At 70.6% G+C, this 25621-nt stretch carries 22 protein-coding genes and 1 tRNA gene; 5 read left to right on the top strand and 18 right to left on the bottom strand.

Annotated features, from left to right (window positions below; genetic code table 11):
• Positions 1-64: 64 nt before the first annotated feature.
• The 16 genes from rpsG to tuf form a co-directional block, all read right to left on the bottom strand.
• The gene (rpsG, locus tag J2Z33_RS12885) at positions 65-535 is read right to left on the bottom strand and encodes a 30S ribosomal protein S7 (RefSeq protein WP_209841673.1); all 471 of its coding nucleotides are present in this window, start codon (positions 533-535) and stop codon (positions 65-67) included.
• A gap of 11 nt (positions 536-546) precedes the next feature.
• Positions 547-918, bottom strand: a complete 372-nt coding sequence (gene rpsL / locus J2Z33_RS12880; RefSeq protein ID WP_209841671.1) for a 30S ribosomal protein S12 — start codon at positions 916-918, stop codon at positions 547-549.
• A 301-nt stretch (positions 919-1219) separates the two neighbouring features.
• Positions 1220-2113, bottom strand: a complete 894-nt coding sequence (locus J2Z33_RS12875) for a DMT family transporter (RefSeq protein WP_209841669.1) — start codon at positions 2111-2113, stop codon at positions 1220-1222.
• 576 nt (positions 2114-2689) lie between these two features.
• Positions 2690-6889: a DNA-directed RNA polymerase subunit beta' gene (gene rpoC, locus J2Z33_RS12870; RefSeq protein ID WP_209841667.1), complete on the bottom strand. Its 4200-nt coding sequence runs from the start codon at positions 6887-6889 to the stop codon at positions 2690-2692.
• An 81-nt stretch (positions 6890-6970) separates the two neighbouring features.
• Positions 6971-11107, bottom strand: a complete 4137-nt coding sequence (gene rpoB, locus J2Z33_RS12865; RefSeq protein WP_209841760.1) for a DNA-directed RNA polymerase subunit beta — start codon at positions 11105-11107, stop codon at positions 6971-6973.
• A 244-nt stretch (positions 11108-11351) separates the two neighbouring features.
• Positions 11352-11729 carry a 50S ribosomal protein L7/L12 gene (gene rplL / locus J2Z33_RS12860; protein ID WP_209841665.1) on the bottom strand — a complete coding sequence of 126 codons (378 nt, stop codon included), beginning with the start codon at positions 11727-11729 and terminating at the stop codon, positions 11352-11354.
• Between the two features lie 69 nt (positions 11730-11798).
• Positions 11799-12314, bottom strand: coding sequence for a 50S ribosomal protein L10 (gene rplJ / locus J2Z33_RS12855; RefSeq protein WP_209841663.1), 516 nt, complete (start codon positions 12312-12314; stop codon positions 11799-11801).
• Positions 12315-12716: 402 nt separating this feature from the next.
• Positions 12717-13415 (bottom strand): 50S ribosomal protein L1, encoded by a 699-nt coding sequence (gene rplA, locus J2Z33_RS12850; RefSeq protein ID WP_209841661.1) that lies wholly within the window; start codon positions 13413-13415, stop codon positions 12717-12719.
• A 2-nt stretch (positions 13416-13417) separates the two neighbouring features.
• Positions 13418-13870: a 50S ribosomal protein L11 gene (gene rplK, locus J2Z33_RS12845; protein ID WP_209841659.1), complete on the bottom strand. Its 453-nt coding sequence runs from the start codon at positions 13868-13870 to the stop codon at positions 13418-13420.
• Between the two features lie 147 nt (positions 13871-14017).
• Entirely contained in the window at positions 14018-14551 is a 534-nt protein-coding gene (nusG, locus tag J2Z33_RS12840; protein ID WP_209841656.1) for a transcription termination/antitermination protein NusG, read from the bottom strand.
• 182 nt (positions 14552-14733) lie between these two features.
• Positions 14734-14931, bottom strand: a complete 198-nt coding sequence (gene secE, locus J2Z33_RS12835) for a preprotein translocase subunit SecE (protein ID WP_209841654.1) — start codon at positions 14929-14931, stop codon at positions 14734-14736.
• A 64-nt stretch (positions 14932-14995) separates the two neighbouring features.
• Positions 14996-15520: a 2'-5' RNA ligase family protein gene (locus tag J2Z33_RS12830; protein WP_209841652.1), complete on the bottom strand. Its 525-nt coding sequence runs from the start codon at positions 15518-15520 to the stop codon at positions 14996-14998.
• Positions 15521-15641: 121 nt separating this feature from the next.
• Positions 15642-16013, bottom strand: a complete 372-nt coding sequence (locus J2Z33_RS12825; protein ID WP_209841649.1) for a hypothetical protein — start codon at positions 16011-16013, stop codon at positions 15642-15644.
• 155 nt (positions 16014-16168) lie between these two features.
• Positions 16169-16244, bottom strand: a tRNA-Trp gene (locus J2Z33_RS12820).
• A gap of 85 nt (positions 16245-16329) precedes the next feature.
• Entirely contained in the window at positions 16330-17007 is a 678-nt protein-coding gene (locus J2Z33_RS12815; RefSeq protein ID WP_209841647.1) for a tellurite resistance TerB family protein, read from the bottom strand.
• A gap of 172 nt (positions 17008-17179) precedes the next feature.
• The gene (tuf, locus tag J2Z33_RS12810; protein WP_209841645.1) at positions 17180-18355 is read right to left on the bottom strand and encodes an elongation factor Tu; all 1176 of its coding nucleotides are present in this window, start codon (positions 18353-18355) and stop codon (positions 17180-17182) included.
• A gap of 180 nt (positions 18356-18535) precedes the next feature.
• Here tuf and J2Z33_RS12805 point away from each other — a divergent pair, with 180 nt between their 5' ends.
• A complete protein-coding gene (locus tag J2Z33_RS12805) occupies positions 18536-18991 on the top strand; it encodes a hypothetical protein (RefSeq protein ID WP_209841643.1) in 456 nt (151 codons plus the stop codon).
• A gap of 285 nt (positions 18992-19276) precedes the next feature.
• Here the strand turns inward: J2Z33_RS12805 and J2Z33_RS12800 are convergent, their stop codons facing one another.
• Positions 19277-21619, bottom strand: a complete 2343-nt coding sequence (locus tag J2Z33_RS12800) for a DNA topoisomerase IV subunit A (RefSeq protein WP_209841641.1) — start codon at positions 21617-21619, stop codon at positions 19277-19279.
• Between the two features lie 136 nt (positions 21620-21755).
• Between J2Z33_RS12800 and J2Z33_RS12795 the strand changes: the two genes are divergently transcribed.
• The 4 genes from J2Z33_RS12795 to J2Z33_RS12780 all read left to right on the top strand — a co-directional run bounded on the left by J2Z33_RS12795 (position 21756) and on the right by J2Z33_RS12780 (position 24166).
• The gene (locus tag J2Z33_RS12795) at positions 21756-22331 is read left to right on the top strand and encodes an SH3 domain-containing protein (RefSeq protein ID WP_209841640.1); all 576 of its coding nucleotides are present in this window, start codon (positions 21756-21758) and stop codon (positions 22329-22331) included.
• 72 nt (positions 22332-22403) lie between these two features.
• A complete protein-coding gene (locus J2Z33_RS12790; protein WP_209841638.1) occupies positions 22404-23249 on the top strand; it encodes an SDR family NAD(P)-dependent oxidoreductase in 846 nt (281 codons plus the stop codon).
• A 144-nt stretch (positions 23250-23393) separates the two neighbouring features.
• Positions 23394-23603, top strand: a complete 210-nt coding sequence (locus J2Z33_RS12785) for a twin transmembrane helix small protein (protein WP_209841636.1) — start codon at positions 23394-23396, stop codon at positions 23601-23603.
• 5 nt (positions 23604-23608) lie between these two features.
• The gene (locus tag J2Z33_RS12780) at positions 23609-24166 is read left to right on the top strand and encodes a cob(I)yrinic acid a,c-diamide adenosyltransferase (protein ID WP_209841634.1); all 558 of its coding nucleotides are present in this window, start codon (positions 23609-23611) and stop codon (positions 24164-24166) included.
• Here the strand turns inward: J2Z33_RS12780 and recO are convergent.
• On the bottom strand, positions 24163-24885 hold the full coding sequence (recO, locus tag J2Z33_RS12775) for a DNA repair protein RecO (protein WP_245218829.1): 723 nt from the start codon (positions 24883-24885) through the stop codon (positions 24163-24165). The two genes, J2Z33_RS12780 and recO, sit on opposite strands and share 4 nt — an antisense overlap.
• Between the last annotated feature and the right edge of the window lie 736 nt (positions 24886-25621).

Raw genomic sequence — 25621 nt, 5'->3', positions numbered from 1 at the left:
GCCGGCGCCGCGCGCCCCAGGCCCATCGAAGGGGCTCCGGGGCGCGCGGCGCCGGCCCTGGCTCTTACCAGCGGTAGTGGCTGAACGCCTTGTTGGCGTCGGCCATCTTGTGGGTGTCCTCGCGCTTCTTCACCGCGCTGCCGCGGTTGTTCATCGCGTCCATGAGCTCGCCGGCCAGGCGCTCCTCCATGGTGTTCTCGTTGCGCTTCTTGCTGGCGTCGATCAGCCAGCGGATGGCCAGCGCCTCGCGGCGCTCGGGGCGCACCTCGACGGGGACCTGGTAGGTCGCGCCGCCGACCCGGCGCGAGCGGACCTCGACCGACGGCTTGATGTTGTCCAGCGCCTCGTGGAACACGTCCACGGGCTCGCGCTTCACGCGGGTCTGCACCCGCTCGAAGGCGTTGTAGACGATGGTCTCGGCGACGGACTTCTTGCCGTCCACCATCAGGTTGTTCATGAACTTGGTCAGGACCCGATCGCCGTACTTGGCATCGGGCAGGACTTCGCGCTTCTCGGCGGCGTGGCGACGGGACATTTACTGGATCCTCACTTCGGACGCTTGGCGCCGTAGAGCGAGCGGCGCTGCTTGCGGTTCTTGACGCCCTGCGTGTCGAGCACGCCGCGCAGGATGTGGTAGCGGACGCCCGGAAGGTCCTTGACCCGGCCCCCGCGGATGAGCACGACCGAGTGCTCCTGGAGGTTGTGGCCCTCGCCGGGGATGTAGGAGATCACCTCGAACGAGTTGGTCAGCCGCACCTTGGCGACCTTCCGCATCGCCGAGTTCGGCTTCTTCGGCGTGGTGGTGTAGACCCGGGTGCAGACGCCGCGCTTCTGCGGGCAGCCCCCGAGGTGCTGCGACTTGCTCTTGTTGACTTGGCGCTGCCGGGGCTTCCGGATCAGCTGCTGGATCGTCGGCATGGGCTGTGTTTCCCGTTTCCTACCGTTTTCTTGTGCCGCGGGCCCGAAGGGCTCCGCCGTCGATGAAGCCCCACGGCACGCGTGAAGCACAAAAAGCCCGCCCAGTTCACGCAACCTGCAGAACGGGGCGGTGGGTCACCAGAGGATCGGGGCGTTGCCGGCCCGGATCTTGACCTTGCTATGTTCGGCCCGGGCACGGACGCAATTCGCCCAGGCCCAGGGTGCGCGGGACATATGGGAATCGCGCCGGGGTGTCAACGGCCCCCCGGCCCTTCGCACGGCGTCCCTCCGCACGCCTTCGTCAGAGACCCGGGCTCGCCTCCTCCTCGGGCCGCGCCCGGCGGCGGTCGCGCAGCAGCGTGTAGAGCCCGGTCCCCACCACCACGCCCGCGCCCGCCACCGTCAGGGGGCCGGGCACGTCGCCGAAGGCCACGGCCCCCAGCCCGATCGCCATGACCAGCGCCGTGTAGCGGAACGGCGTCACCGCCGCGATCTCCCCCACCCGCATCGCGCTGACCGAGGCGACATAGCCCAGGACCACGAAGCTCACCGTCGCCGCCAGCAGGAGGCCCGACGCCGGGGTCAGCGGCTGCCAGTCCACGAAGGCCGCGCCGACCCCGCCCATGAGCGCCATCCCCGCCGAGGCGGCGGCGGCGATCAGCACCGACGGCACCTCCGGCCGGATCACCCGGCTCGTCAGGTCGCGGGCGCTGGTCGCGGCGACGCTGCCCAGCACCAGGAGCGAGGCCCAGGTGAAGCCGCCCCCGCCCGGCTGCAGGATCAGCAGCACGCCCCCGAGCCCCGCCAGGATGGCCAGGAGCCGCGCCCGGTCCACCCGCTCGCCCAGCACCGCCATCGCGCCCAGCGTGACCGCCAGCGGCACCGCCTGCTGGATGGCCGACACGTTGGCCAGCGGCATCCGGTTCAGCGCCGTCAGGTAGCACCAGCCCGCCGCCATCTCGAAGACCGTCCGCAGCAGGATCAGCCCCGCGTCCCGCCGCCCCACCGCCCGCACCTGCCCGAGCGCGAGCGCCAGCCCGCCCAGCACCAGCGTCGTGCCGCAGCCCCGGACGAAGATCGACTGGAACAGCGGCCAATGCGCCCCGAGCCCCTTCATGGCCGCGTCGCTCACGACGAAGCCGGCCATGGCCGCGGTCATCAGCGCCGCGCCGCGCAGGTTGGGGGAGAGGCTCATGCCCGCCAGCTAGCAGCCGCCCCCGCCCGCTTCCAGGGGACACGCGCCGCCCAGGCCCGACGCCCGCGCCAGCCCGCCACGCCCTCATCCCCGCCGCAGGCTGCGCTTCGGCACACCGCCGCCCGTGCCTGCCGCGCGTGCCTGCCCCCCGTGCCTGCCGCCCGTGCCTGCCGCCGTGCGGTCGCTCGTCGCCCGGCCCGACGCTCCCCCGCTTCGGCCACTGCCTCTCAACTTGGTCCAAATACGCCAGTCTGCCCTGTCCCCCAAAGCCCGCCGTCAAAAGCTTCCGCTCCCTGCCCCGATTCGCCCACCCCCCCAGGGGCGTTGCGCGAAACGCGCCTGACCGTTCGTTGCTGTCGGCCTCCGTTAACCCCTTCGTGCGAATCTGTCCCCTGTCAGACCACAGCCAGGAGTCCGCCCATGCCGTTCGACGCCGCCGCCCCGACCCCCGACCAAGGCCCCCTCCTCCGGGGCCCGTCGGCGGCTGCGCGCGTCGTGGACCCGGATCAGGGCCCCGCAAACGAAAAGGCCCCCGTCTCCGGGGGCCTTTCCAACCGTCTGCGGCAGCGGGCGAGGTCAGCCCTCGCCGCCCTCGGCCGGCTGCGGCGCGGCCAGGGCCACGGCCGCCTCGGCCTCCTCGCGCCGCTGCTCGATGACCGTCTGGTCGCGGTCGGTCGCGATCTTGCGGATGCGCGAGGTCGCGCCGCCGGTGCCCGCCGGGATGAGCCGGCCGACGATCACGTTCTCCTTGAGGCCCACGAGCTTGTCGACCTTGCCCTGCACCGAGGCCTCGGTGAGGACGCGGGTGGTCTCCTGGAACGACGCCGCCGAGATGAAGCTGCGGGTCTGCAGCGACGCCTTGGTGATGCCGAGGAGGATCGGCTCGCCCTGCGCCGGACGGCCGCCCCGCGCGATGGCCTTGTCGTTGGCCTCGTCGAACTCGGCCTTGTCCACCGTCTCGCCCTTGAGCAGCACGGTGTCGCCCGAGTCCGAGATCTCCCACTTCTGGAGCATCTGCCGGACGATGACCTCGATGTGCTTGTCGTTGATCCGCACGCCCTGCAGGCGATAGACCTCCTGCACCTCGTCGATCATGTATTCGGCCAGGGCCTCGACGCCCAGGATGGCGAGGATGTCGTGCGGGGCGGGGTTGCCGTCCATCACGTATTCGCCCTTCTGGATGAGGTCGCCCTCCTGCACGGGGATGTGCTTGCCCTTGGGGATCATGTATTCCCGCTTCTCCTCCGAGCCGTCGAGCGGCTCGATGGTGACGCGGCGCTTGTTCTTGTAGTCCTTCCCGAAGCGCACGTAGCCCGAGATCTCGGCGATGATCGCGTGGTCCTTCGGACGCCGCGCCTCGAAGAGCTCGGCCACGCGGGGAAGGCCCCCGGTGATGTCCTTGGTCCGCGCCCCCTCGCGGGGGATGCGGGCCACCACGTCGCCGGCCTGGACCGGCTGGCCGTCCTCGACCGACAGCACCGCGTCCACCGACATCTGGTAGGACACGGGGTTGCCCGCGTCGTTGAGGATCGGCTCGCCGTCCTCGCTGACCACGAGCACCGTCGGCTTGAGGTCGCCGCCCTTGGGCACCGACCGCCAGTCCGACACGATCCGCTGGGTCATGCCGGTGGCCTCGTCGGTGTCCTCGCGCACCGAGATGCCGCTCACGAGGTCCATGTAGCGCGCGATGCCCGCCTTCTCCGCGATGATCGGCAGCGTGTAGGGGTCCCACTCGAAGAGCCGGGCGCCCCGCTCGACCCGCTGGCCGTCCTTCACGAAGATCTTGGTGCCGTAGCCGACCTTGTGCTGCGCCCGCTCCTCGCCCTGGTCGTCCACGATGGCGACGACCATGTTGCGGCCCATGACGATCTGCTCGCCCGCCGCGTTCACGAGGACGTTGGCGTTGCGGAACTCGATCGTGCCGGTCTGGCTGGCCTCCAGGAAGGACTGCTGCCCGCCCTGCGCGACGCCCCCGATGTGGAAGGTCCGCATGGTGAGCTGCGTGCCCGGCTCGCCGATCGACTGCGCCGCGATGATCCCCACCGCCTCGCCGATGTTGACCATCGTGCCGCGCGCCAGGTCGCGCCCGTAGCAGGCCGCGCAGACCCCGTCCTCGCTCTCGCAGGTGAGCGGGGAGCGGATGCGCATCTTGTTGACGCCCGAGGTCTCGATGAGGTCGGCCCGCCGCTCGTCGATGAGCTCGCCCGCCCGGACGAGGATCTCGTCCGTGCCCGGCCGCAGCACGTCGTCCGCCGCCACCCGGCCCAGCACCCGCTCGGACAGCGAGGACACGACCTCGCCGTCGTTGACGGCGGCCGTGGCGGTGATCGCCCGGTCGGTGCCGCAGTCGAGGATGCGGATGATGCAGTCCTGCGCCACGTCCACGAGCCGCCGGGTGAGATACCCGGAGTTCGCGGTCTTGAGCGCGGTGTCCGACAGGCCCTTCCGCGCGCCGTGGGTGGAGTTGAAGTACTCCAGCACAGTCAGGCCTTCCTTGAAGTTCGAGATGATCGGCGTCTCGATGATCTCGCCGGACGGCTTGGACATCAGCCCCCGCATCCCGCCAAGCTGCTTCATCTGGGTCACGGAGCCCCGCGCCCCCGAGTGGGCCATCATGTAGACCGAGTTCGGCTCCATCGCGGCGCCGTTCTCGTCCTTGTGGACGGCCGAGATGGTCTCCATCATCGCGGCCGTGACCTTGTCGTTGCACTTGGACCAGGCATCGACGACCTTGTTGTACTTCTCGCCCTGGGTGATCAGGCCGTCCATGTACTGCTGCTCGAAGTCCTTGACCTGGTCGCGGGTCTCATCGACCAGCCGCCACTTGGCCTCGGGCACCACCATGTCGTCCTTGCCGAACGAGATCCCGGCGCGGAAGGCCTCCTTGAAGCCCGCCCCCATGATCTGGTCGCAGAAGATGACCGACTCCTTCTGGCCGCAGTAGCGGTAGACGGTGTCGATGACCTGCTGCACCTCCTTCTTGCGAAGGAGCCGGTTGACGAGCGAGAACGGTGCCTTGGCGTTGAGCGGCAGGAGGTTGCCCAGCCGCAGCCGGCCGGGCGTGGTCTCCGTGCGGACCCAGACCTCCTGGCCTTCCTCGTCGATCTGCTTGATCCGCGCGGTGATCTTGGCGTGCAGGTGCACGGCCCCGGCGTTCAGCGCCTGCTCCACCTCGTCGATGTCGGTGAAGGTCATGCCTTCGCCCGGCATCCCCTCGCGCTCGATCGTGGTGTAATAGAGGCCAAGCACCATGTCCTGCGACGGCACGATGATCGGGCTGCCGTTGGCGGGCGACAGCACGTTGTTCGTGGACATCATCAGGACGCGCGCTTCCAGCTGCGCCTCCAGCGACAGCGGGACGTGCACGGCCATCTGGTCGCCGTCGAAGTCGGCGTTGAAGGCCGAGCAGACGAGCGGGTGGAGTTGGATCGCCTTGCCCTCGATCAGGATGGGCTCGAAGGCCTGGATGCCCAGCCGGTGCAGCGTCGGCGCGCGGTTGAGGAGCACCGGATGCTCGCGGATGACTTCATCCAGGATGTCCCAGACCTCGGGACGTTCCTTCTCGACCAGCTTCTTGGCCTGCTTGACGGTGCTGGACAGCCCCTTCGCCTCCAGCCGCGAGTAGATGAACGGCTTGAACAGCTCCAGCGCCATCTTCTTGGGCAGCCCGCACTGGTGCAGCTTCAGCTCCGGCCCGGTCACGATGACCGAGCGGCCCGAGAAGTCCACGCGCTTGCCGAGCAGGTTCTGGCGGAACCGGCCCTGCTTGCCCTTGAGCATGTCGGACAGCGACTTCAGCGGGCGCTTGTTGGCCCCCGTGATGACGCGGCCGCGACGGCCGTTGTCGAACAGCGCGTCCACCGACTCCTGGAGCATCCGCTTCTCGTTGCGGACGATGATGTCGGGCGCGCGCAGCTCGATCAGCCGCTTGAGGCGGTTGTTCCGGTTGATGACGCGGCGATACAGGTCGTTGAGGTCGGACGTGGCGAAGCGGCCGCCGTCGAGAGGCACCAGAGGGCGCAGCTCGGGCGGGATCACCGGGATCACGGTCATGATCATCCACTCGGGCCGGTTGCCCGACTCGATGAAGGACTCGACGATCTTCAGCCGCTTGATGATCTTCTTGGGCTTCAGCTCGCCGGTAGCTTCCTTCAGCTCCTCGCGCAGCCGCTCGGCCTCGCCCTCGAGGTCGATGGCGGCCAGCATCTCGCGGATCGCCTCGGCGCCGATGTTCGCCTGGAAGGCGTCCGAGCCGTATTGATCCTGCGCGTCGAGGAACTGCTCCTCGGTCAGCAGCTGGTTCTGCTGGAGGTCGGTCAGGCCCGGCTCGATGACGACGTACTGCTCGAAGTAGAGGATGCGCTCCAGGTCGCGGAGCGTCATGTCGAGCATGAGGCCGATCCGGCTGGGGAGCGACTTCAGGAACCAGATGTGCGCGACGGGGGCGGCGAGCTCGATATGGCCCATCCGCTCGCGGCGCACCTTCTGGAGCGTCACCTCGACGCCGCACTTCTCGCAGACGACGCCGCGATACTTCATGCGCTTGTACTTGCCGCACAGGCACTCGTAGTCCTTGATCGGACCGAAGATGCGCGCGCAGAACAGGCCGTCACGCTCGGGCTTGAACGTGCGGTAGTTGATGGTCTCGGGCTTTTTGATCTCCCCGAAGGACCAGGACAGGATGCGCTCGGGCGAGGCCAGCGAGACGCGGATCTCGTCGAAGGTCTTGGCGGGAGTCAGGGGGTTGAACGGGTTGTTCGTCAGTTCCTGGTTCATCTCATTCCCTTCCGGGGGCCGATGGAATTGGGGACGAGGACGGCCCCCCGCAAGGGGCCGTCCCGAAGCCGTGAGAAGGGATCACTCCTCCTCCGCGTCCATCAGCTCCATGTTGAGGCCGAGGCCCCTGACTTCCTTGACGAGGACGTTGAACGATTCCGGCACGCCGGCCTCGAAGTTGTCCTCGCCCTTGACGATCGACTCGTAGACCTTGGTCCGGCCCGCCACGTCGTCCGACTTCACCGTCAGCATCTCCTGCAGGGTGTAGGCGGCGCCGTAGGCTTCGAGCGCCCAGACCTCCATCTCCCCGAAGCGCTGGCCGCCGAACTGCGCCTTCCCGCCCAGCGGCTGCTGGGTGACAAGGGAGTAGGGCCCGGTCGAACGCGCGTGGATCTTATCGTCCACGAGGTGGTGCAGCTTCAGCAGGTACTTCACGCCGACCGTGACCTTCCGCTGGAACTTCTCGCCCGTGCGGCCGTCGAACAGCTCGGATTGCCCCGAGGTGTCGAAGCCCGCCCGCGTCAGCGCGTCGTTGACGTCCTGCTCCTTCGCGCCGTCGAAGACGGGGGTCGCGATGGGAACGCCCTTCGACACGACCTGGGCGGTGCCGACGATCTCGTCCTCGCCCATCTGCGCCAGGGCCTCCTCGTAGGCCTCCTCGCCATAGGCGATCCGCATGGCCTCGCGCACCGGGGTCAGGTCGCCGGACCGCCGATACTCGTGCAGCGCCTCGTCGATCTGGATGCCCAGGCCACGGCTGGCCCAGCCCATGTGCGTCTCCAGGATCTGCCCCACGTTCATCCGCGACGGCACGCCGAGCGGGTTGAGGCAGAAGTCCACGGGCGTGCCGTCCGCCAGGAACGGCATGTCCTCGATCGGCACCACGCGCGAGATGACGCCCTTGTTGCCGTGACGACCGGCCATCTTGTCGCCGGGCTGAAGCTTGCGCTTCACGGCCACGAAGACCTTGACCATCTTCATCACGCCGGGGGGCAGGTCGTCGCCGCGACGGACCTTCTCGACCTTGTCCTCGAAGCGGGCGTCGAGCGTGCGCTTCTGCACCTCGTACTGCTCGTTCAGGGCCTCGACGATCTTGGCGTCGGCCTCGTCGGCCAGCGCGAACTGCCACCAGGCGCCGCGCCCGATCTCACGGAGCGACTCCTCGGTCACGACCGAGTTGGCCTTGAACCCGCGCGGTCCCTTCACGGCGGTCTTGCCGAGCAGGACGCCCTTCAGGCGCGCGTAGATGTTGCGGTCGAGGATGGCGAGCTCGTCGTCCCGGTCACGGGCCAGGCGCTCGACCTCCTCGCGCTCGATCTGCAGCGCCCGCTCGTCCTTGTCCACGCCGTGCCGGTTGAAGACGCGCACCTCGACCACCGTGCCGAAGTCGCCCGGCGGCAGCCGGAGCGAGGTGTCGCGCACGTCGGACGCCTTCTCGCCGAAGATGGCGCGGAGCAGCTTCTCCTCGGGCGTCATCGGGCTCTCGCCCTTGGGCGTGATCTTGCCCACCAGGATGTCGCCCGGCCCGACCTCGGCGCCGATGTAGACGATCCCGGCCTCGTCGAGGTTGCGGAGGGCTTCTTCCCCCACGTTCGGGATGTCGCGCGTGATCTCCTCGGGGCCGAGCTTGGTGTCCCGCGCCGCGACCTCGAACTCCTCGATGTGGATGGACGTGAACACGTCATCCTGCACGATGCGCTCGGAGATGAGGATGGAGTCCTCGTAGTTGTAGCCGTTCCACGGCATGAACGCGACGACCACGTTCTTGCCAAGGGCCAGCTCGCCCAGGTCGGTGGACGGCCCGTCGGCCAGCACCTCGCCCTTGGTCACCACGTCGCCCACCTTCACCAGCGGACGCTGGTTGATGCAGGTGTTCTGGTTGGACCGCTGGAACTTGCGCATCCGGTAGATGTCCACCCCGGCGTCGCCGAGCTCGAGATCCTCGGTCGCGCGGACCACGATGCGGGTCGCGTCCACCTGGTCGATGATGCCGCCCCGGCGGGCCATGATGGCCGCCCCGGAGTCGCGCGCCACGACCTCCTCGATGCCGGTCCCCACGAGAGGGGCCTCGGCCTGGAGGAGCGGCACCGCCTGCCGCTGCATGTTCGAGCCCATCAGCGCGCGGTTCGCGTCGTCGTTCTCGAGGAACGGGATCAGCGAGGCCGCGACCGACACGAGCTGCTTCGGCGACACGTCGATCAGGTCCACCTGCTCGCGGGGCGCGAGGGTGTAGTCGCCCGACTGGCGGGTGTTGACCAGCTCGTTGGCGAAGCCGCCGTCCTCGGTGAGGTTGGCGTTCGCCTGGGCGACGACGTGGCGCATCTCCTCGGTCGCCGACATGTATTGCACGTCGTCGGTGACCTTGCCGTCCACCACCTTGCGGTAGGGCGTCTCGATGAAGCCGTACTTGTTCACGCGGGCGTAGGTGGCGAGGCTGTTGATGAGACCGATGTTCGGGCCTTCCGGCGTCTCGATCGGGCACATCCGGCCGTAGTGCGTCGGGTGAACGTCGCGGACCTCGAAGCCCGCGCGCTCCCGCGTCAGACCACCCGGCCCGAGGGCCGAGAGACGCCGCTTGTGCGTGACCTCGGACAGCGGGTTGGTCTGGTCCATGAACTGCGAGAGCTGCGAGGAGCCGAAGAACTCCCGCACCGCCGCCGCGGCGGGCTTCGCGTTGATGAGGTTCTGCGGCATCTCGGTGTCGATATCGACCGAGGACATCCGCTCCTTGATCGCCCGCTCCATCCGCAGGAGGCCGACGCGATACTGGTTCTCCATCAGCTCGCCGACCGACCGCACCCGGCGGTTGCCGAGGTGGTCGATGTCGTCGATCTCGCCCTTGCCGTCGCGCAGTTCGACCAGCGCCTTGATGCAGGCGATGATGTCGTCGCGATCCAGCGTCCGCTGGGTGTCCGGCTTCTGGAGGTCGAGCCGCATGTTCATCTTCACGCGGCCGACGGCGGACAGGTCATACCGCTCCTTGTCGAAGAACAGCGTGTCGAACAGCGCCGAGGCCGCCTCGACGGTCGGCGGCTCGCCCGGACGCATGACGCGGTAGATGTCCATGAGCGCGGTGTCCCGCCCCATGTTCTTGTCCGCCGCCATGGTGTTGCGGATGTAGGGACCGACGTTCACGTTGTCGATGTCGAGGACCGGGACCTCCGTGAACCCCGCGTCGATCAGCGCCTTGACGGTGCCGCCAACGATCTCGCCGTCGCGGTCCGTTTCCAGGGTCAGCTCATCGCCCGCCTCGACGTAGATCGCGCCCGTCTCCTCGTTGATGATGTCCCGGGCGACGTAGCGGCCGGCGATGCTCTTGAACGGCACGAGGAGGTCGGTGACCTTGCCCTCGTCCTGGAGCTTCTTGACCATGCGCGGCGTGACCTTGTCGCCCGCCTTGACGATGACCTCGCCCGTGGCGGCGTCGATCAGGTCAAAGGTCGGCCGGGTGCCGGACACGCGGCGCGGGAAGAACTTCGTGACCCATTGCCGGGTCCGGGGCTCCAGCCGGTAGTCCACGGTGTCGTAATAGGCCCCGACGATCGCCTCCTGATCCAGCCCCATGGCATAGAGCAGCGTCGTCACCGGCAGCTTCCGGCGGCGGTCGATGCGCGCGTAGACGAGATCCTTGGCGTCGAACTCGAAGTCCAGCCACGAGCCGCGATAGGGAATGATCCGGCAGGCGAACAGCAGCTTGCCCGAGGAATGGGTCTTGCCCTTGTCGTGATCGAAGAACACGCCGGGCGAGCGGTGCATCTGGGACACGATCACCCGCTCGGTGCCGTTCACGATGAACGTCCCGTTGGAGGTCATCAGGGGCATGTCGCCCATGTAGACTTCCTGGTCCTTGAAGTTTTTGACGGTCTTGGCGCCGGTGATCTCGTCCACCTCGTAGACGATCAGGCGCAGCGTGACCTTGAGCGGCGCGGCATAGGTCATGTCGCGCGCTTGGCATTCCTCGACGTCGTACTTCGGCTTCTCCAGCTCGTATTTCACGAACTCGAGCCGGGCGGTCCCGTTGAAGTCCTCGATGGGGAAGACCGACTGGAAGACGCCCTGGATGCCCTCGCCGTCGGCGGGCTTGTCGCCCTCGCCGGACTTGAGGAACAGGTCGTAGGAGGATTTCTGGACCTCGATGAGGTTCGGCATCTCCAGCACTTCACGGATCTTGCCGTAATACTTGCGGAGGCGCTTCTGGCCGCGGACGGACTGGGGCATGAGCGTCATCACCTATGTCTCTGCGAGGGGCACGACGCCGGGGCCGCGGCGCGCCTCTCCGTGAGAGCGGATCGTCGAGGGTCCATCCGAAGCCGCCGTCCCACGGGCAGCCTCTCGACCCATTCGACCGGTCCAAGGGGCGGGTCCGCGCGGGACCGGCCTCCAAGACGGGTCAGGCTGGAGCCGCCGAAAGGGCAGCCCCAGCCCGGTAACATCTATCGCGTCGCGCCGAGGCGCATCACGCTCAGGCCAGCTCGACCTTGGCGCCAGCCTCTTCGAGCTTCTTCTTCATGGCCTCGGCGTCGGCCTTGGACACGGCTTCCTTGACCTTGCCGCCGGCTTCCACGAGGTCCTTGGCTTCCTTCAGCCCGAGCCCGGTGATGGCGCGGACTTCCTTGATGACGTTGATCTTGTTCGCGCCGGCGTCCTTGAGGACGACGTCGAACTCGGTCTTCTCTTCCTCGGCCGGGGCGGCAGCCGCGGCGGGACCGGCGGCCATCATCACCGCGCCGCCGGCGGCGGGCTCGATGCCGTACTTGTCCTTGAGGATGGTCTTGAGCTCCTGGGCTTCCAGGAGGGTGAGGCCGACGATTTGCTCGGCCAGTTGGTTCAGATCAGCCATTTTCGCTTTCCGTTGAGATAAGGGTTCCAACGCGAGGGTCCAGGGACCCCCACGGCATCACGTCGCAGCTCAGGCCGCGGCCTTCTCCTCGAGGGTCGAGAGAATGCCCGCGATGTTCGCGGCAGGCGCGCCAATCGCCCCGGCCAGTTGGGCCGCCGGCGCCCCGATGCACGCCACGACGGAAGCGATGAGCTCCTCGCGCGACGGCAGCTGGGCCACGGCCTTGACCCCGGCCGGGTCGAGAGCCGCGTTCCCCATCGTCCCGCCCAGGATGACGAACCTGTCGTTCGTCTTCGCATAGGCATCGACCACCTTGGCCGCAGCCACGGGGTCCTCGGAGTAGGAGAACACGGTCATGCCCGTGAGAAGGGGAGCCATGCTGGCGCCGGGCTTCCCTTCCAGGGCGATCTTGGCGAGCTTGTTCTTGGCCACGCGAACGGAGCCCCCGGCGTCGCGCATCCGCGCCCGGAGGTCCTGCATCTGTGCAACCGTCATGCCTTCGTAGTGGGCGACCACCACGACGCCAGAGCTTTCGAAGATCTGGCCGAGTTCCTCGACCACTTTCTCTTTCTGGGCTCTATCCACAGTTTCACTCCAAGTTGGGGTTTCCCCCGGCTCATGATGCGACCCCTGGGGGCCGCGTTCGGGTCCGTTGCTACGGAACCCGAGCCTCGGATCGCCCGCGAAGGGCGCCAGGCCCCCTACGGAAATCGTTGTCTCGCGCTCCGTCTCGGGCAGGATGTTTAAGCCCGGTCTGACCCGGGCCCCCACCGTCTTGGACAGCCGCCTCGGGCCAGCGACAGAATCGCTCGCCCCAGGCAGGCGACCCCCTTACGCCCTCCGCGCGGGAATGCCAACCCCGATCGTGCCGCCGATGACGGCTCCGTGCGCGAAAGCCACGTCCGGCCCCATCCGGGCCCGGACCGGACAAGAAAGGGCCGGCCCCCTGGGGGACCGGCCCTTCGATGCGCAAACCTTGGCCGGGGCTCAGTTGCCCGTGGCCGAGGCAAGGTCCACCGACACGCCCGGACCCATGGTCGAGGCGATCGAGACCTTCTTGAGGTAGGCGCCCTTGGCCCCCGACGGACGGGCGCGCTGCACGGCGTCCACGAAGGCGCGGATGTTCTCGGCCAGCTTCTCGGCGTCGAACGAGGCCTTGCCGACGCCCGCGTGCACGACGCCCGCCTTCTCGACCTTGAACTGCACCTGCCCGCCCTTGGCGGCGCGCACGGCCTCCGCCACGTCGGGGGTCACGGTGCCGATCTTGGGGTTCGGCATCAGGTTGCGCGGGCCCAGGATCTTGCCGAGACGGCCGACGATCGGCATCATGTCCGGCGTCGCGATGCAGCGGTCGAAGTCGATCTTGCCGCCCTGGATCTCCTGCATCAGGTCCTCGGCGCCGACGATGTCGGCCCCGGCCGCGCGGGCCTGGTCCGCCTTCTCGCCGCGGGCGAAGACCGCCACGCGCACCGTCTTGCCGGTGCCGTTAGGCAGCGTCACCGTGCCGCGCACCATCTGGTCGGCGTGGCGCGGATCGACGCCCAGGTTGAGCGCGATCTCGACCGTCTCGTCGAACTTCGCCGAGGCGTTCGCCTTCACGAGCTCCACCGCCGCCTGGACGGGCAGGTTGTCCTTGCCCTCAAAGGCGGCGCGGGCCGCGCGGATTCTCTTGCCAAGCTTCGCCATGATCAGCCCTTCACCTCGATGCCCATGGACTTCGCCGAGCCCAGGATCGTCTGCATGGCCGCCTCGATGGAGACCGCGTTGAGGTCCTTCATCTTGGCGGTCGCGATCTCGCGGACCTGCGCGAGGGTCACGGTCCCGGCCACTTCCTTGCCGGGCTTCGTGGAGGCCTTCGGGCGGTTGCGCTTGCCCACGGGCTTCAGGCCCGCCGCCTTCTTGAGGAAGTAGGACGCCGGCGGCGTCTTGAACTCCAGCGAGAACGACTTGTCGCCGTAATAGGTGATGACCACCGGGACGGGCGCGCCCGCCTCGATCTCGGTCGTGCGCGCGTTGAATTCCTTCACGAACGCCATGATGTTGATGCCCCGCTGACCGAGGGCGGGACCCACCGGCGGGGAGGGGTTCGCCTGCTGGGCCTTCACCTGCAGCTTCAGCGAACCGATGACTTTCTTGGCCATGTGGCCTCTCCTTCATCGTGGGGGCCAGGCCCCCTTGTCCAACTCCCGTCCCGGCGCGCCGGGCGGGGGCTCATTGCGCGTGGTCCGGGTCCGGGGCCGCGGCCCCCTTCCCTCCCACGGACCCTCCCGGTGGGGAGGGCCGACTCCTCAGGAGACCTTGGTCACCTGAGAGAATTCCAGATCGACCGGCGTGGCCCGGCCGAAGATCGAGACGGAGACCTTGAGCCGCTGCGCGGCCTCGTCCACGCCCTCGACCATGCCGTCGAAGTCCTCGAACGGCCCGTCGTTGACCTTGACCCGCTCGCCGATCTCGAAGCGGATGAGGTTGCGGGGCGCCACGTCCCCTTCCTCGACCCGGTTCAGGATGGCGTTCACCTCCGAGTCCCGCATCGGCATCGGCCGCCCCTGCGGGCCCAGGAAGCCGGTGACGCGGGGGATCGAGGTGATGAGGTGATAGGTGTCGTCGCCCATCTCCATGTGCACCAGCACGTAGCCCGGCATGAAGCGCCGCTCGGCCTGCACGCGCTTGCCGCGCCGCATCTCGATGACCTCCTCGGTCGGCACGAGAACCTCGTCGAGCTTCTCGCCCAGGCCCTTCTCGGCCGCCTTGGCGCGGATCTGCTCGGCGATCTTCTTCTCGAAGTTCGAGAGGACCGAGACCGAATACCAGCGTTTCGCCATGTCTGCCGCACCCATCGTCCGGCCGGCCCAGGCCGGCTGATTTCCCCGGGGCTTGCCGCCCCTGCGCTCCAAATGAAAACGGGGCGCTCGCGCGATTCGCGCGCCCGCGCCCGTTCCGTCCAAAGCCCGGCGCTCTTACTCCCCGCCGGGGGCGAGCGCAAGGGCTCCGCGCCGCGCCGGGGTCAGCTCCCGAAGATCCCGAGGATGGCCGTCAGCCCGCTGCGGATCGCGAGGTCCACGAGGCTGAAGAAGATCGCGGCCAGCGTCGCCAGCATCATGACCATCGCGGTCGTCAGCACCACCTCGCGCCGCGTGGGCCAGACGACCTTGCCGATCTCGGCGCGGGCCTGGTTGATGAACTCGACGGGGTTGACGGCCATGGACGATCCTCCGGGCGGAACCCGCGTCCCTTACCGGGGGCCACGCCCGCGCGCAAGCCCGCCCTCACGCCCCCGCGAAGGGGATGCGTCCCAGCGCCTCCCAGGGCCCGCCGAGGTAGCGCCAGAGGAGGAGCCCCTCCCCCACCGCCGTCCAGGGCGCGAACCCGGCCCGCAGCCGCTCCAGCGTCGCCCGCGCCGCCTCGGGCGGAACCTTGTTCTGCACGGTGACGTGCGGCCGCCAGGGCTGGCGGTCCTGCGGCCCGAGCCAGGGCTCCCAGGCCCGCGCCAGGGCGGCCCGCAGCGCGGCGACCTCCGGCGCCTCCAGCCGGTAGGCCGCGCCGCGCCCGAGCGGCATCACCGCCGCCACCCGCACCGGCATCGGCCCCCGCCCCGCGCAGGCCGACGCCAGCGCATCCTCCACCGCGGCCCGCTCCGTCCCGGGCAGGTGATGGAACAGGGTGACATGGGCGGGTATCAAGTTCATCCGCGTCGGGAACAGCGCCCGCCGCTCGGCGTCGAGCCGCCCGAAGCTCGCGTCGTCCAGCGCCAGCGTCAGGATCAGCGGCGCCGCATCCCCGTGATCCGTCATCCGGCCCTCCCGCGCGCGCCCCGAACCCCAACGCGCCCGCCCGCGCCCCGGTGCCACGCACCCCGACGCTCCGGCCAAGGCGCCAGCCAAGGCTCGGGCCAAGGCTCCGCCGCGCGACGGCTCAGGCCGCCTGTGACATCGCCCGGCGCAGGTGGAGGAAGGGCTCCACCGCCGGCCGGCCCAGCTCGCGCCGCAGCTCCCCGGAGGCGAAGTAGGCCTCGGCCGCGCGGCGCAGCACCGTGAAGGCCGCCTCCTCCGCCGTCCGCATCCGTTCCAGCACGGCCGGCGTCAGCCCCGCCCGGGGCAGCCGCGCCGCCACCGTCATGCAGGCGGCGACGTCGGCCACCACCGTCTCGCCGTCGTCGCCCTCCGCCAGCTCCGAGGAGGGGACGCCGGCGATCCGCATGGCGTCGCGCTGCCGCTGGTAGGCCGTCAGCAGGTCGAGCGCGATGCGCCGCGCTCGGAAGGTGAGGATGTCGGGTATCTCGGTCATGGGCTCCGCTCCGGTCTGCGGGTCCAGACTGCCATGGAATCGGAGCAGGACGACGACGCCCCGGGGGCCATCCTGCGGCAGGGGCAGGGCTGTGGCCCCGGAACCTCAACGCCGGCCAGAACGCGGCGCGAAACCGGGCATCGTGCGTGGGAAGTTGGCAGGGGCAGCAGGGTTCGAACCCGCGACCTACGGTTTTGGAGACCGTCGCTCTACCGGCTGAGCTATACCCCTAGGCCGACCCCCGACTAGCCCGAACCGCGCCGGGGATCAAGGGGGTCGGGCGAGGCCCGTCCGGCGCATCCGTCCGGGGCCCGCTTCAGGCGGGGGCGCCCGCCAGCTCGCCCTCGATCCGCCGGGCCTCCTCGTCCGGGATGCCCAAGGCGCGGGCCAGCCGGTCGAGGTAGTCCACCTCCAGCGGATGGTCGCGCCCGCACATCAGCGCCGAGGCGGCGTAGACCTCGCGCCCTTCCGCGCCGCCGCGCACCCGGGCGGCGATGGCCTCCGGGTCGGCGGGGGCGGCGATGGCCTCGCCCAGCAGGCCCTTCACCGCAGACGGCAGGTCCTCCACCTCGGCGTCGATGGCGCTGTGCTCCTCCTCGTCGATGTGGCCGTCGGCCTTGGCCGCCGACACCATCGCGAACAGAAGCGTGCGGGCCCGGACCTCCGCCTCGTCCTCGCTCAGGTCGGCGAGGCTGCGGCCCTCGGACGTTCCTCCCTGCCGGGCCCAGGCGTCGGCGGCGACCTTGGCCAGCGCGCCCAGACCGCCCATCAGCAGGGCATTGCGCGAGAAGCGGCTGTGCCGCCGCCCGCCCAGCAGCATGGCGAGCACGCCCAGCGCCGCGCCCCCGGCCATGCCGGTCTGGCGGAGCCGCTGGCGCGAGGCCGGGTCCTCGCCCACGCCCAGCCGCTGCGCGGCGGCGTCCTCTCCCTGCCGGGCGAGGGCGCGCCCCTCGGTCAGGAGCCGGTCGAGGAAGCTGCGGGCGGGGGTGTCCATGGCGGACCTCATCTGGTTGCGTCGCCTTTCCAGATAGGAAGCCCCACGGCTCGCTCCAAGGACGCGGGCGCGAGCGCCGCTCCCGGCCCGGCGATTCCTTGCCATGCCCCCAAACGGAAAACGGCCGCCCCGGGGGGCGGCCGTCCAAGACCTCGGGCCGATGGCCCGGCGATCACGCCAGGATCTTGCTGACCACGCCCGCGCCGACGGTGCGGCCGCCTTCGCGGATGGCGAAGCGCAGGCCGTCCTCCATGGCGATGGGGGCGATGAGCTCGACGTTGAACTTCAGGTTGTCGCCCGGCATCACCATCTCGGTGCCCTCGGGCAGCTGCACGGTGCCCGTGACGTCCGTGGTGCGGAAGTAGAACTGCGGCCGGTAGTTGGCGAAGAACGGCGTGTGGCGCCCGCCCTCCTCCTTGGTCAGGATGTAGGCCTCGGCCTCGAACCGGGTGTGCGGCTTTACCGAGCCGGGCTTGCACAGCACCTGCCCGCGCTCCACGCCCTCGCGGTCGATGCCGCGCAGCAGCGCCCCGATGTTGTCGCCCGCCTCGCCGCGGTCGAGAAGCTTGCGGAACATCTCCACGCCCGTGCACACCGACTTGCGCGTGTCGCGGATGCCCACGATCTCGATCTCGTCGCCCACGTTGATCACGCCCCGCTCCACGCGGCCCGTCACCACCGTCCCGCGCCCCGAGATCGAGAACACGTCCTCGATCGGCATCAGGAACGGCTGGTCCACCGCCCGCGCCGGCGTCGGGATGTACTCGTCCACCGCCGCCATCAGCGCCCGGATCGAGTCCTCGCCGATGTCCTTGCGCTCGCCGATCATCGCCTGGTGCGCCGAGCCCTTGATGATCGGGATGTCGTCGCCGGGGAACTCGTAGGACGACAGAAGCTCGCGCAGCTCCATCTCCACCAGCTCCACCAGCTCCTCGTCGTCCACCAGGTCGATCTTGTTCATGTACACGACCAGCGCGGGAACCCCCACCTGCCGCGCCAGCAGGATGTGCTCGCGCGTCTGCGGCATCGGCCCGTCGGACGCCGCGCAGACCAGGATGCCCCCGTCCATCTGCGCCGCCCCCGTGATCATGTTCTTCACGTAGTCGGCGTGGCCGGGGCAGTCCACGTGCGCGTAGTGACGGTTCGCCGTCTCGTACTCCACGTGCGCCGTCGAGATCGTGATCCCCCGCGCCCGCTCCTCGGGGGCCGCGTCGATCTGGTCATAGGCCTTGAAGTCGCCAAAATACCGCGTGATCGCCGCCGTCAGCGTCGTCTTGCCATGGTCCACGTGACCAATGGTCCCAATGTTCACGTGCGGTTTGTTCCGCTCGAACTTCGCCTTCGCCATGTTCCCGTCATCCTGAGTTGGGCGGAGCCCGAAACGGGCCCGCACGTCCGCGGGCCTCCTATGCAATCGCCCGCCCCATGGCAAGAGGGTGACGCAGGCGTGGCAAGCGCGCCGGGCCGCGGCCCGCGACTTGGCCCGCGCCTTGACGGCCCGCTTGCCCCGGACCAGTCTCGGCCCGCCATGCCCCGTCGCCTCCTCGCGCTCCTCCTGTCGATCCTGCCGCTGCCCGCGCTGGCGCAGGGCCAAGCCGTCGCGTCCCAAGGCGGCCTGACCCTCCGCCTCGCCCTCGCGCCCGAGGCGTCGGCGGCGCTGGCCGAAGCCGGCGAGAGCGTGGTCGTCCGCGTCTGGCTCTACGGCGAGCCCGCCTCGCCCGAGGCCCCCGTGAACGAGGTCGGGCTCGTCGATCTTGGCGTCGCCGAGCTGACGGTCGCGCCCGGCGACGCCCGGCTCACGGTCGGCGGCCTGTTCGGCCCCGGGCAGGCGGCGCTGGTGACCGAGCCTTTCGTCAACGTCAACGTCTTCACGGCCCGATTGTCCGACGAGGCCAACCTCCTCGCCTGCGACGCGCTCGACGAGCCCCTGGCCCAGGCCGCGCGGCGCGAGCCGGTCCTGGCCTGCCGCCTGCTCGCCCCGTGATGCCGGCCCCGACCGGGACGACGCCGATCGGCAGGCGAGCCCAAGCGCTCCGGCACCCGTGAGCCGTCGCCGAGCGGTCCCCCCGGGCCTCCCTTCGACCGCCCCCGGTTCGCGCGGACATCCCGGCCAACCCAGCCGAGGGCCGGGCGCCTCCCCCAGACCCGCATGATGGGCCGGAGGAACCGGTCCCCCATCAGCAGGCGGCCCGGTCCCGTTCGTCGTCCGATACCGACAGGGACCGGCACCCGCCTCCCACAAGGAAAGGGCTGCGGCCTGCCCTTTCCGTCACCCCTGCGCCACCGGCGCGGCGAAGCGGTTGTCCCGGGGGAAGCCCCTCGGCGCCATGCGCCCCGCCTGCCCGCGCTTGCCCAGCCACTCGGACAGGTCCGGCTCCCGCCGCGTCTTGCCGCCGTCGAGCAGCCAGGTCAGCCCCTCCGACAGATTCAGCGTCGTCACGTCCGACAGGCCGCCGTCCTTGAACGCCTGGAGCCGCACGCCCTTGCCGCGCCCCATCTCGGGCAGCTCGGCCACAGGGAAGACCAGCACCTTGCGGTTCTGCCCGATGCTGGCCACGTGGTCGCCCTCCACCGGGACCAGATGCGCGGCCCGCGCCCCCTCGGGCAGGTTCAGCACCACGCGCCCGGCGCGCGTCTGCGCCAGCGCCTCGTCCTCGGACAGCACGAAGCCGTCGCCCTGGTCCGAGGCGACGATCAGCCGCCCGCCCGGCCGGTGCACCCGCGCCGCCGTCACCGGCGCGTCGAGGTCGATCATCAGCCGCAGGGGCTCGCCCATGCCGCGCCCGCCGGGCAGGGTCGCGACGTTGACCGTGAAGACCCGCCCGTTCGCGCCCAGCACCAGAAGCCGGTCCGTCGTTTCGGCCCGCAGCACGAAGCGCGCCCGGTCGCCGTCCTTGTAGCGGATGCCCTCGGGCTCGACGTGGCCCTTCATGGCGCGGATCCAGCCCATCTCGGACAGGACCACCGTCACCGGCTCCCGCTCGATCATCGCCTCGTAGGGCACGTCCGCCGTCTCGGCGGCGACCGACAGGGTCGTCCGCCGCGCCCCGCCCGGCGCCTTGGCCCCGAACCGCTTGCGGCTGTCCTTCAGGTCCGCCGCGATGGCCTTCCATTGCAGCCCCTCGTCGGCGAGCAGGGCCACCAACCCCTCCCGCTCCGCCAGCAGAGCATCCCGCTCAGCGATGAGCTGCATCTCCTCCAGGCGCCGCAGGGACCGCAGCCTCATGTTGAGGATGGCCTCGGCCTGCACCTCGGTCATGCCCACGCCCGGCGGGATCACGGCCTCGCCCTTGGGGGGGATCGGCGACACGTAGTCCGCCTCGGACCGGCACCGCGCGCGCGGGCGGTCCCAGTCCTCGGCCTGCAACGCCGCCTTGGGGTCGTCGTCGTAGCGGATGATGTCGATGACGCGATCGAGGTTCAGGAAGGCGATGAGCAAGCCCCCCAGCACCTCCAGCCGCCGGTCGATCCGCTCCAGCCGGTGCCGCGACCGCCGCCCCAGCACGTCCCGCCGGTGGTCCAGGAAGGCGCGCAGCACCTCGCGCAGGGAGCACACCTTCGGCGTCAGCCCGTCGATGAGCACGTTCATGTTAAGCGGCACCCGGACCTCCAGGTCCGACTGCCGGAACAGCATCCCCATCAGCATCTCGGGATCGATCGACCGCGACCTGGGCTCCAGCACGATCCGCACGTCGTCCGCGCTCTCGTCCCGCACGTCGGCCAAGGCCGGGATCTTCTTGGTCTGGACGATCTCGGCCAGCTTCTCGATCAGCTTGGACTTCTGGACCTGATAGGGGATCTCGGTGACGACGATCTGCCGGATTCCGCGCCCCAACTCCTCCACCATCCAGCGCGCCCGCAGGCGGAACGCCCCGCGCCCCGTGCGATACGCCTGCGCGATGCCCTCCGGCGGCTCCACCAGCACGCCCCCCGTCGGGAAGTCCGGACCCGGGATCAGTTCCAGCAGCTTCTCGTCCGGCAGGTCCGGCCGCTTGATCATCTCCAGGCAAGCGCCGATCAGCTCATCCAGGTTGTGCGGCGGGATGCTCGTCGCCATGCCCACCGCGATCCCCGACGACCCGTTGGCCAGGAGGTGCGGCACCGGCGCGGGCAGCACCACGGGCTCGGTCAGCGTGCCGTCGTAGTTCGGCCGCAGGTCCACCGCGTCCTCGTCGAGGCCCTCCATCAGCGCCTCGCCCAGCGCGGACAGCCGCGCCTCGGTGTAGCGGGCGGCGGCCGGGTTGTCGCCGTCGATGTTGCCGAAGTTCCCCTGCCCCTCCACGAGCGGATACCGCACGTTGAAGTCCTGGGCGAGCCGCGCCATCGCGTCGTAGATCGCGGCGTCGCCGTGCGGGTGGTAGTTCCCCATCACGTCGCCCGAGATCTTCGCGCTCTTGCGGAAGCCCCCCGTCGGCGCCAGCCGCAGCTCCCGCATCGCGTAAAGGATGCGCCGGTGCACCGGCTTGAGCCCGTCGCGCGCATCGGGCAGCGCCCGGTGCATGATCGTGCTCAGGGCATAGGTGAGATACCGCTCGCCGATCGCGCGGCGCAGCGGCTCCGTCACCAGCAGGCTGGGGTCGTCCCCCTCGGGAAGGATCGCGTCATCGGTCATGGACCCGATGTAGCGGCCGGCCACTCGCGGCACAAGGGAAAGAACAAAATGGAAACATCCGCCCACCCCCTCCCCGGGCCGCGCCCCTTGCGCTAGATTGCCGTCGAGGCACCCCCGACCGACCCGAGGCCCAGCCATGCGTCTGTTCGTCCTCCTCTCCTTCCTCGTCCTCGCCTGGGCCTACTGGGCGCTCTCGGGCGGCGCGGGGTTCCAGCCGCAGCCCCGCCCGCAGGCCGCCGCCGAGCCCGAATCCGAGCCCGAATCCGAGCCCGAACCCGATCGCCCCCCGCTCGACCTCCGCGCCGTCGCCGCCGTCGCGCCCACGGTCGCCGAGCCCCCACCGCCCGCCGCCCAGCCCATGCCCGAGCCCATGCCCGCCCGGCCCGGTCCGCCCCTCCCCGCCTCGGTCGCCGAGGGGCTCGCCGCCCGGCCGCTCGCCCCCGCCGAGGCCTTGGCCGCCCTCGCCCCCGAACCGGCGGCCGCGCCGGAGGAGGTCGTCGCGGCGTCCTCTGCCGCGCCCGGCCCCGACCTCCGCCGCGTCACCGGCGACCGGGTCAACGTCCGGCTCGGCCCCGGCACCTCCTTCGGCGTGGTCGGGCAGGTCGTCGCCGGCGACCTGACGGAGGTGCTGGAGCGCGACGGCGGCTGGGTGCGCGTCCGCCTGCCCTCGGGCGACGCCGGCTGGATGTCCGCACGATTCCTTGAGCCCTGACGCCCGACGCCTTCCGCGTCCCCCGCCCGCCGGGCTAATCCGGCCCCGACCCCCACGGCCCGGAGCCCGCCCATGTCCCACGCCCCCACCGCCCGCCCGCGCAGCATCCTGATCACCGGCTGCTCCTCGGGCATCGGCGCCGCCGCCGCCCTGGCGCTGCGCGCGCGGGGCTGGCGCGTCTTCGCCGCCTGCCGCCAGGCCGAGGACTGCGCCCGCCTGCGCGCCGAGGGCTTCGAGAGCCCCCGCCTCGACTACACCGACCCCGCCTCGCTCGACCAGGCCCTGTCCGAGGTGCTGGAGGCCACCGGCGGCACGCTCGACGCGCTGTTCAACAACGGCGCCATCGCCCTGCCCGGCGCGGTGGAGGACCTGCCCACCGAAGCCTTGCGCGCCATCTTCGAGACCAACCTCTTCGGCTGGCACGACCTCACCCGCCGGGTGATCCCCGTCATGCGCGCGCAGGGGCACGAGCGGATCGTCAACTGCTCCTCCGTCCTCGGCCTCGTGGGCGCGCGGTGGCGCGGAGCCTACGCCGCCACCAAGTTCGCCCTCGAAGGCCTTTCGGAGGTCCTGCGGCTGGAGATGGCCCCCGCCAACATCCAGGTCGTGCTGATCGAGCCCGGCCCCATCACGTCCCGGCTCCGCCAGAACGCCATCCCGCACTTCGAGCGCTGGATCGACTGGAGGGCGTCGCCCCGCCGCGACGACTACGAGGCCGTGCTGCACCGCCTCTACGGCCCGGCCACCCCCGACCGCTGGGAGCTGCCCCCCTCCGCCGTGGCCGAGCGGCTGATCCTCGCGCTCGAATCCCGCCACCCCGCGCCGCGCTACCGCGTCACGGCCACCGCCCACGCGGCGGGCCTCCTGCGCCGCGCCCTGCCCGGCCGCGCTCTCGACTGGGTGCTGCGCCGGTCCTGACGCCACAGGTCCTGACGCCACCGGGGCCCGCACGCGTCAGGTCCGGCGCGCGTCGGGTCCGGCGCGCGTCAGGTCCGGCGCGCGTCGGGCCTTCCCTTCCACGCCCGCTCCGCTACACCCTCCCTGTCACTCCGGGAGCGGCTCATGGACTTCAGCGACCCCCTCTTCTACCTCGTCGTCGCGGCGGTGCTCCTCGTTCTGGGCATCCTGCTCTTCGGCGTGGGCAGCTTCGGGCGCGGCGGCGACTTCAACCGCCGCAACGCCAACAGGATCATGCGCTGGCGCATTTATGCCCAGGCCGCCGCCGTGGCCCTGATCCTCCTTTACGTCTTCCTCCGCAACCGAGGGGCCTGAACGCCATGGTCGTCCTGAACAAGATCTACACCCGCACCGGCGACGCCGGGGAGACCGCGCTGGGCGACGGCACCCGCGTCCGCAAGCACGCCCTGCGCGTGGAGACCTACGGCACCGTGGACGAGGTGAACTCGACCCTCGGCCTCGCCCGTATCCATGCGTCGGGCGATCTCGACGCCCAGCTCGCCGCCATCCAGAACGACCTCTTCGACCTCGGGGCCGACCTCTGCCGCCCCGAAGGGGGCGAGGGCCAGCCCCTCCGCATCGTCGATTCGCAGGTGGACCGGCTTGAGGCGCAGATCGACGCCCTGACCGCCCGACTGGAGCCGCTCCGCAGCTTCATCCTGCCCGGCGGCACCGCGCTCGCCGCGCATCTCCACCTCTGCCGCACCGTGACCCGCCGGGCCGAGCGGCTGGCCGTGTCGCTGTCCGAGCAGCACGCGGTGAACCCCGCCGCGATCCGCTACCTCAACCGCCTGTCCGACTGGTTCTTCGTCGCCGCCCGCATGGCCAACGACGGCGGGCGGGCCGACGTGCTCTGGGCGCCGGGGGCGAACCGCTAGGCGTCCCGCGCCAACGCCTCGACCAGCCGCGCCCGCGCCGCCGGCAGCTCCCGCCCCTCGGGCAGGAGCCGTTCGCGCAGGAAGTGCCCCGTCACGTCGAGCGCCGCGCCGATGGCCGGGGCGTCGGCCTCGCCTTCGCCCCGCAGAACGGGGGGCAGCGGCAGCAGGCGCGGCGCATAGGCCCCCGCTCCGGCGCGGCTCACCGCCCGGCCCGTGCGCGGCGAGACATAGGCGAGGTCCACCCGCGCGCCCGTCACCGCGCAGGCGTTCAGGTCCAGCCCGAACCCCATCTCCTCCAGCACCGCCATCTCCCATTGCAGGTAGGCGAGCGGCCAGACCTCCCGCTCCCCCAGCAGGTCCAGGAGCGCGTTGGTCCGGTCGTAGAGAGCCGGATGCGCCGCCCGCTCCGGCAGCACCGAGGCCAGCAGCGCCGCCACCGCCCCGATCCCCGCCAGCGCCACGCGGTCGCCCAGCGCGGTCGCGGCGCGGTTGCGGATCGGCTCGACCGCGAAGTGCCCCAGGTGCTCGTCGAGCCGCGCCCGCCAGCCCAGTTGCGCCAGCACGCCGGGCTGGAGGAACGGCCGCATCCGCCGCGACACGCCGCCGAGCACCACGCCCGCGTGCCGCCCATGGTCGCGGCAGAAGGCCTCGGCGATGGCCGAGGTCTCGCCATGCGGCCGCACCGCCAGAAGGATGCCCTCGTCGCGCCATTCGATCATGGGGCCAAGGTGGGGGCGCGCGAAGCGAACGGCAAGGGAGGGCGGCCGACGGCGAAGGGGGGCGCTGCCCCCCGTCTCCTGCGGAGACTCCCCCCGGGATACTTGGAGCCAAAGAAGGGCCAAGGCAGGAAGAGGGGCGGCGTCCAGCTCCGCGCCACGCCTCCCACCCCTGCAGGGTGGGGTCCACCCCACCCTGCGCCGTCCCACCCATCCCGGCCCTTCCGGTCGGCGTCGGGCGCGCCGTCCCCGCACCAAGGTCGCGTCCATGGCCGCTGCGCGGACGGCGCGCCTTACGCCAGCGACAAACGTGGCCCCGCCCCCGCTCCCGCCACTCCGCCGGGGGTGTTGCGCGAAGTGGGGGCTGAGCGCTCGTTGCTGGCACCCTTCGTTAACGCTTGCGTGCGATTCTCTCCCGCACGAGCACGCAACAGCAGCCCCGCCGCACGGCCCGGCGCCTCTCGCAGGGGCGACGCGCCGGCACCGACGGCGGGGAGCGGAAAGGAGAGACGACGAAGAGCAGCCCCGGCCTGACAACCTGGGGCACAGACGACAGCGATGGGCCAGCAGCGGCCAGATACCGGGACCGGGAGATCCTCCCCGGCGCCCCTTGGACCCAGCCCGCTTTGGTGCGGCCGGTGCTCCCGCCTGCGCGCCCCGTACCCGCAGGCCTGGAGTCGACCCGGAGGCCTCGCGGGGATTTACTCTTTGTGGAACGCCCCTCCCGGTCCGCTCCGCC

The sequence above is a fragment of the Rubellimicrobium aerolatum genome, from assembly GCF_017872975.1.
GTDB lineage: Bacteria > Pseudomonadota > Alphaproteobacteria > Rhodobacterales > Rhodobacteraceae > Rubellimicrobium > Rubellimicrobium aerolatum.
Note: the sequence above shows the minus strand (reverse complement) of the source record. Positions and strands in the feature narration are given on the sequence as shown.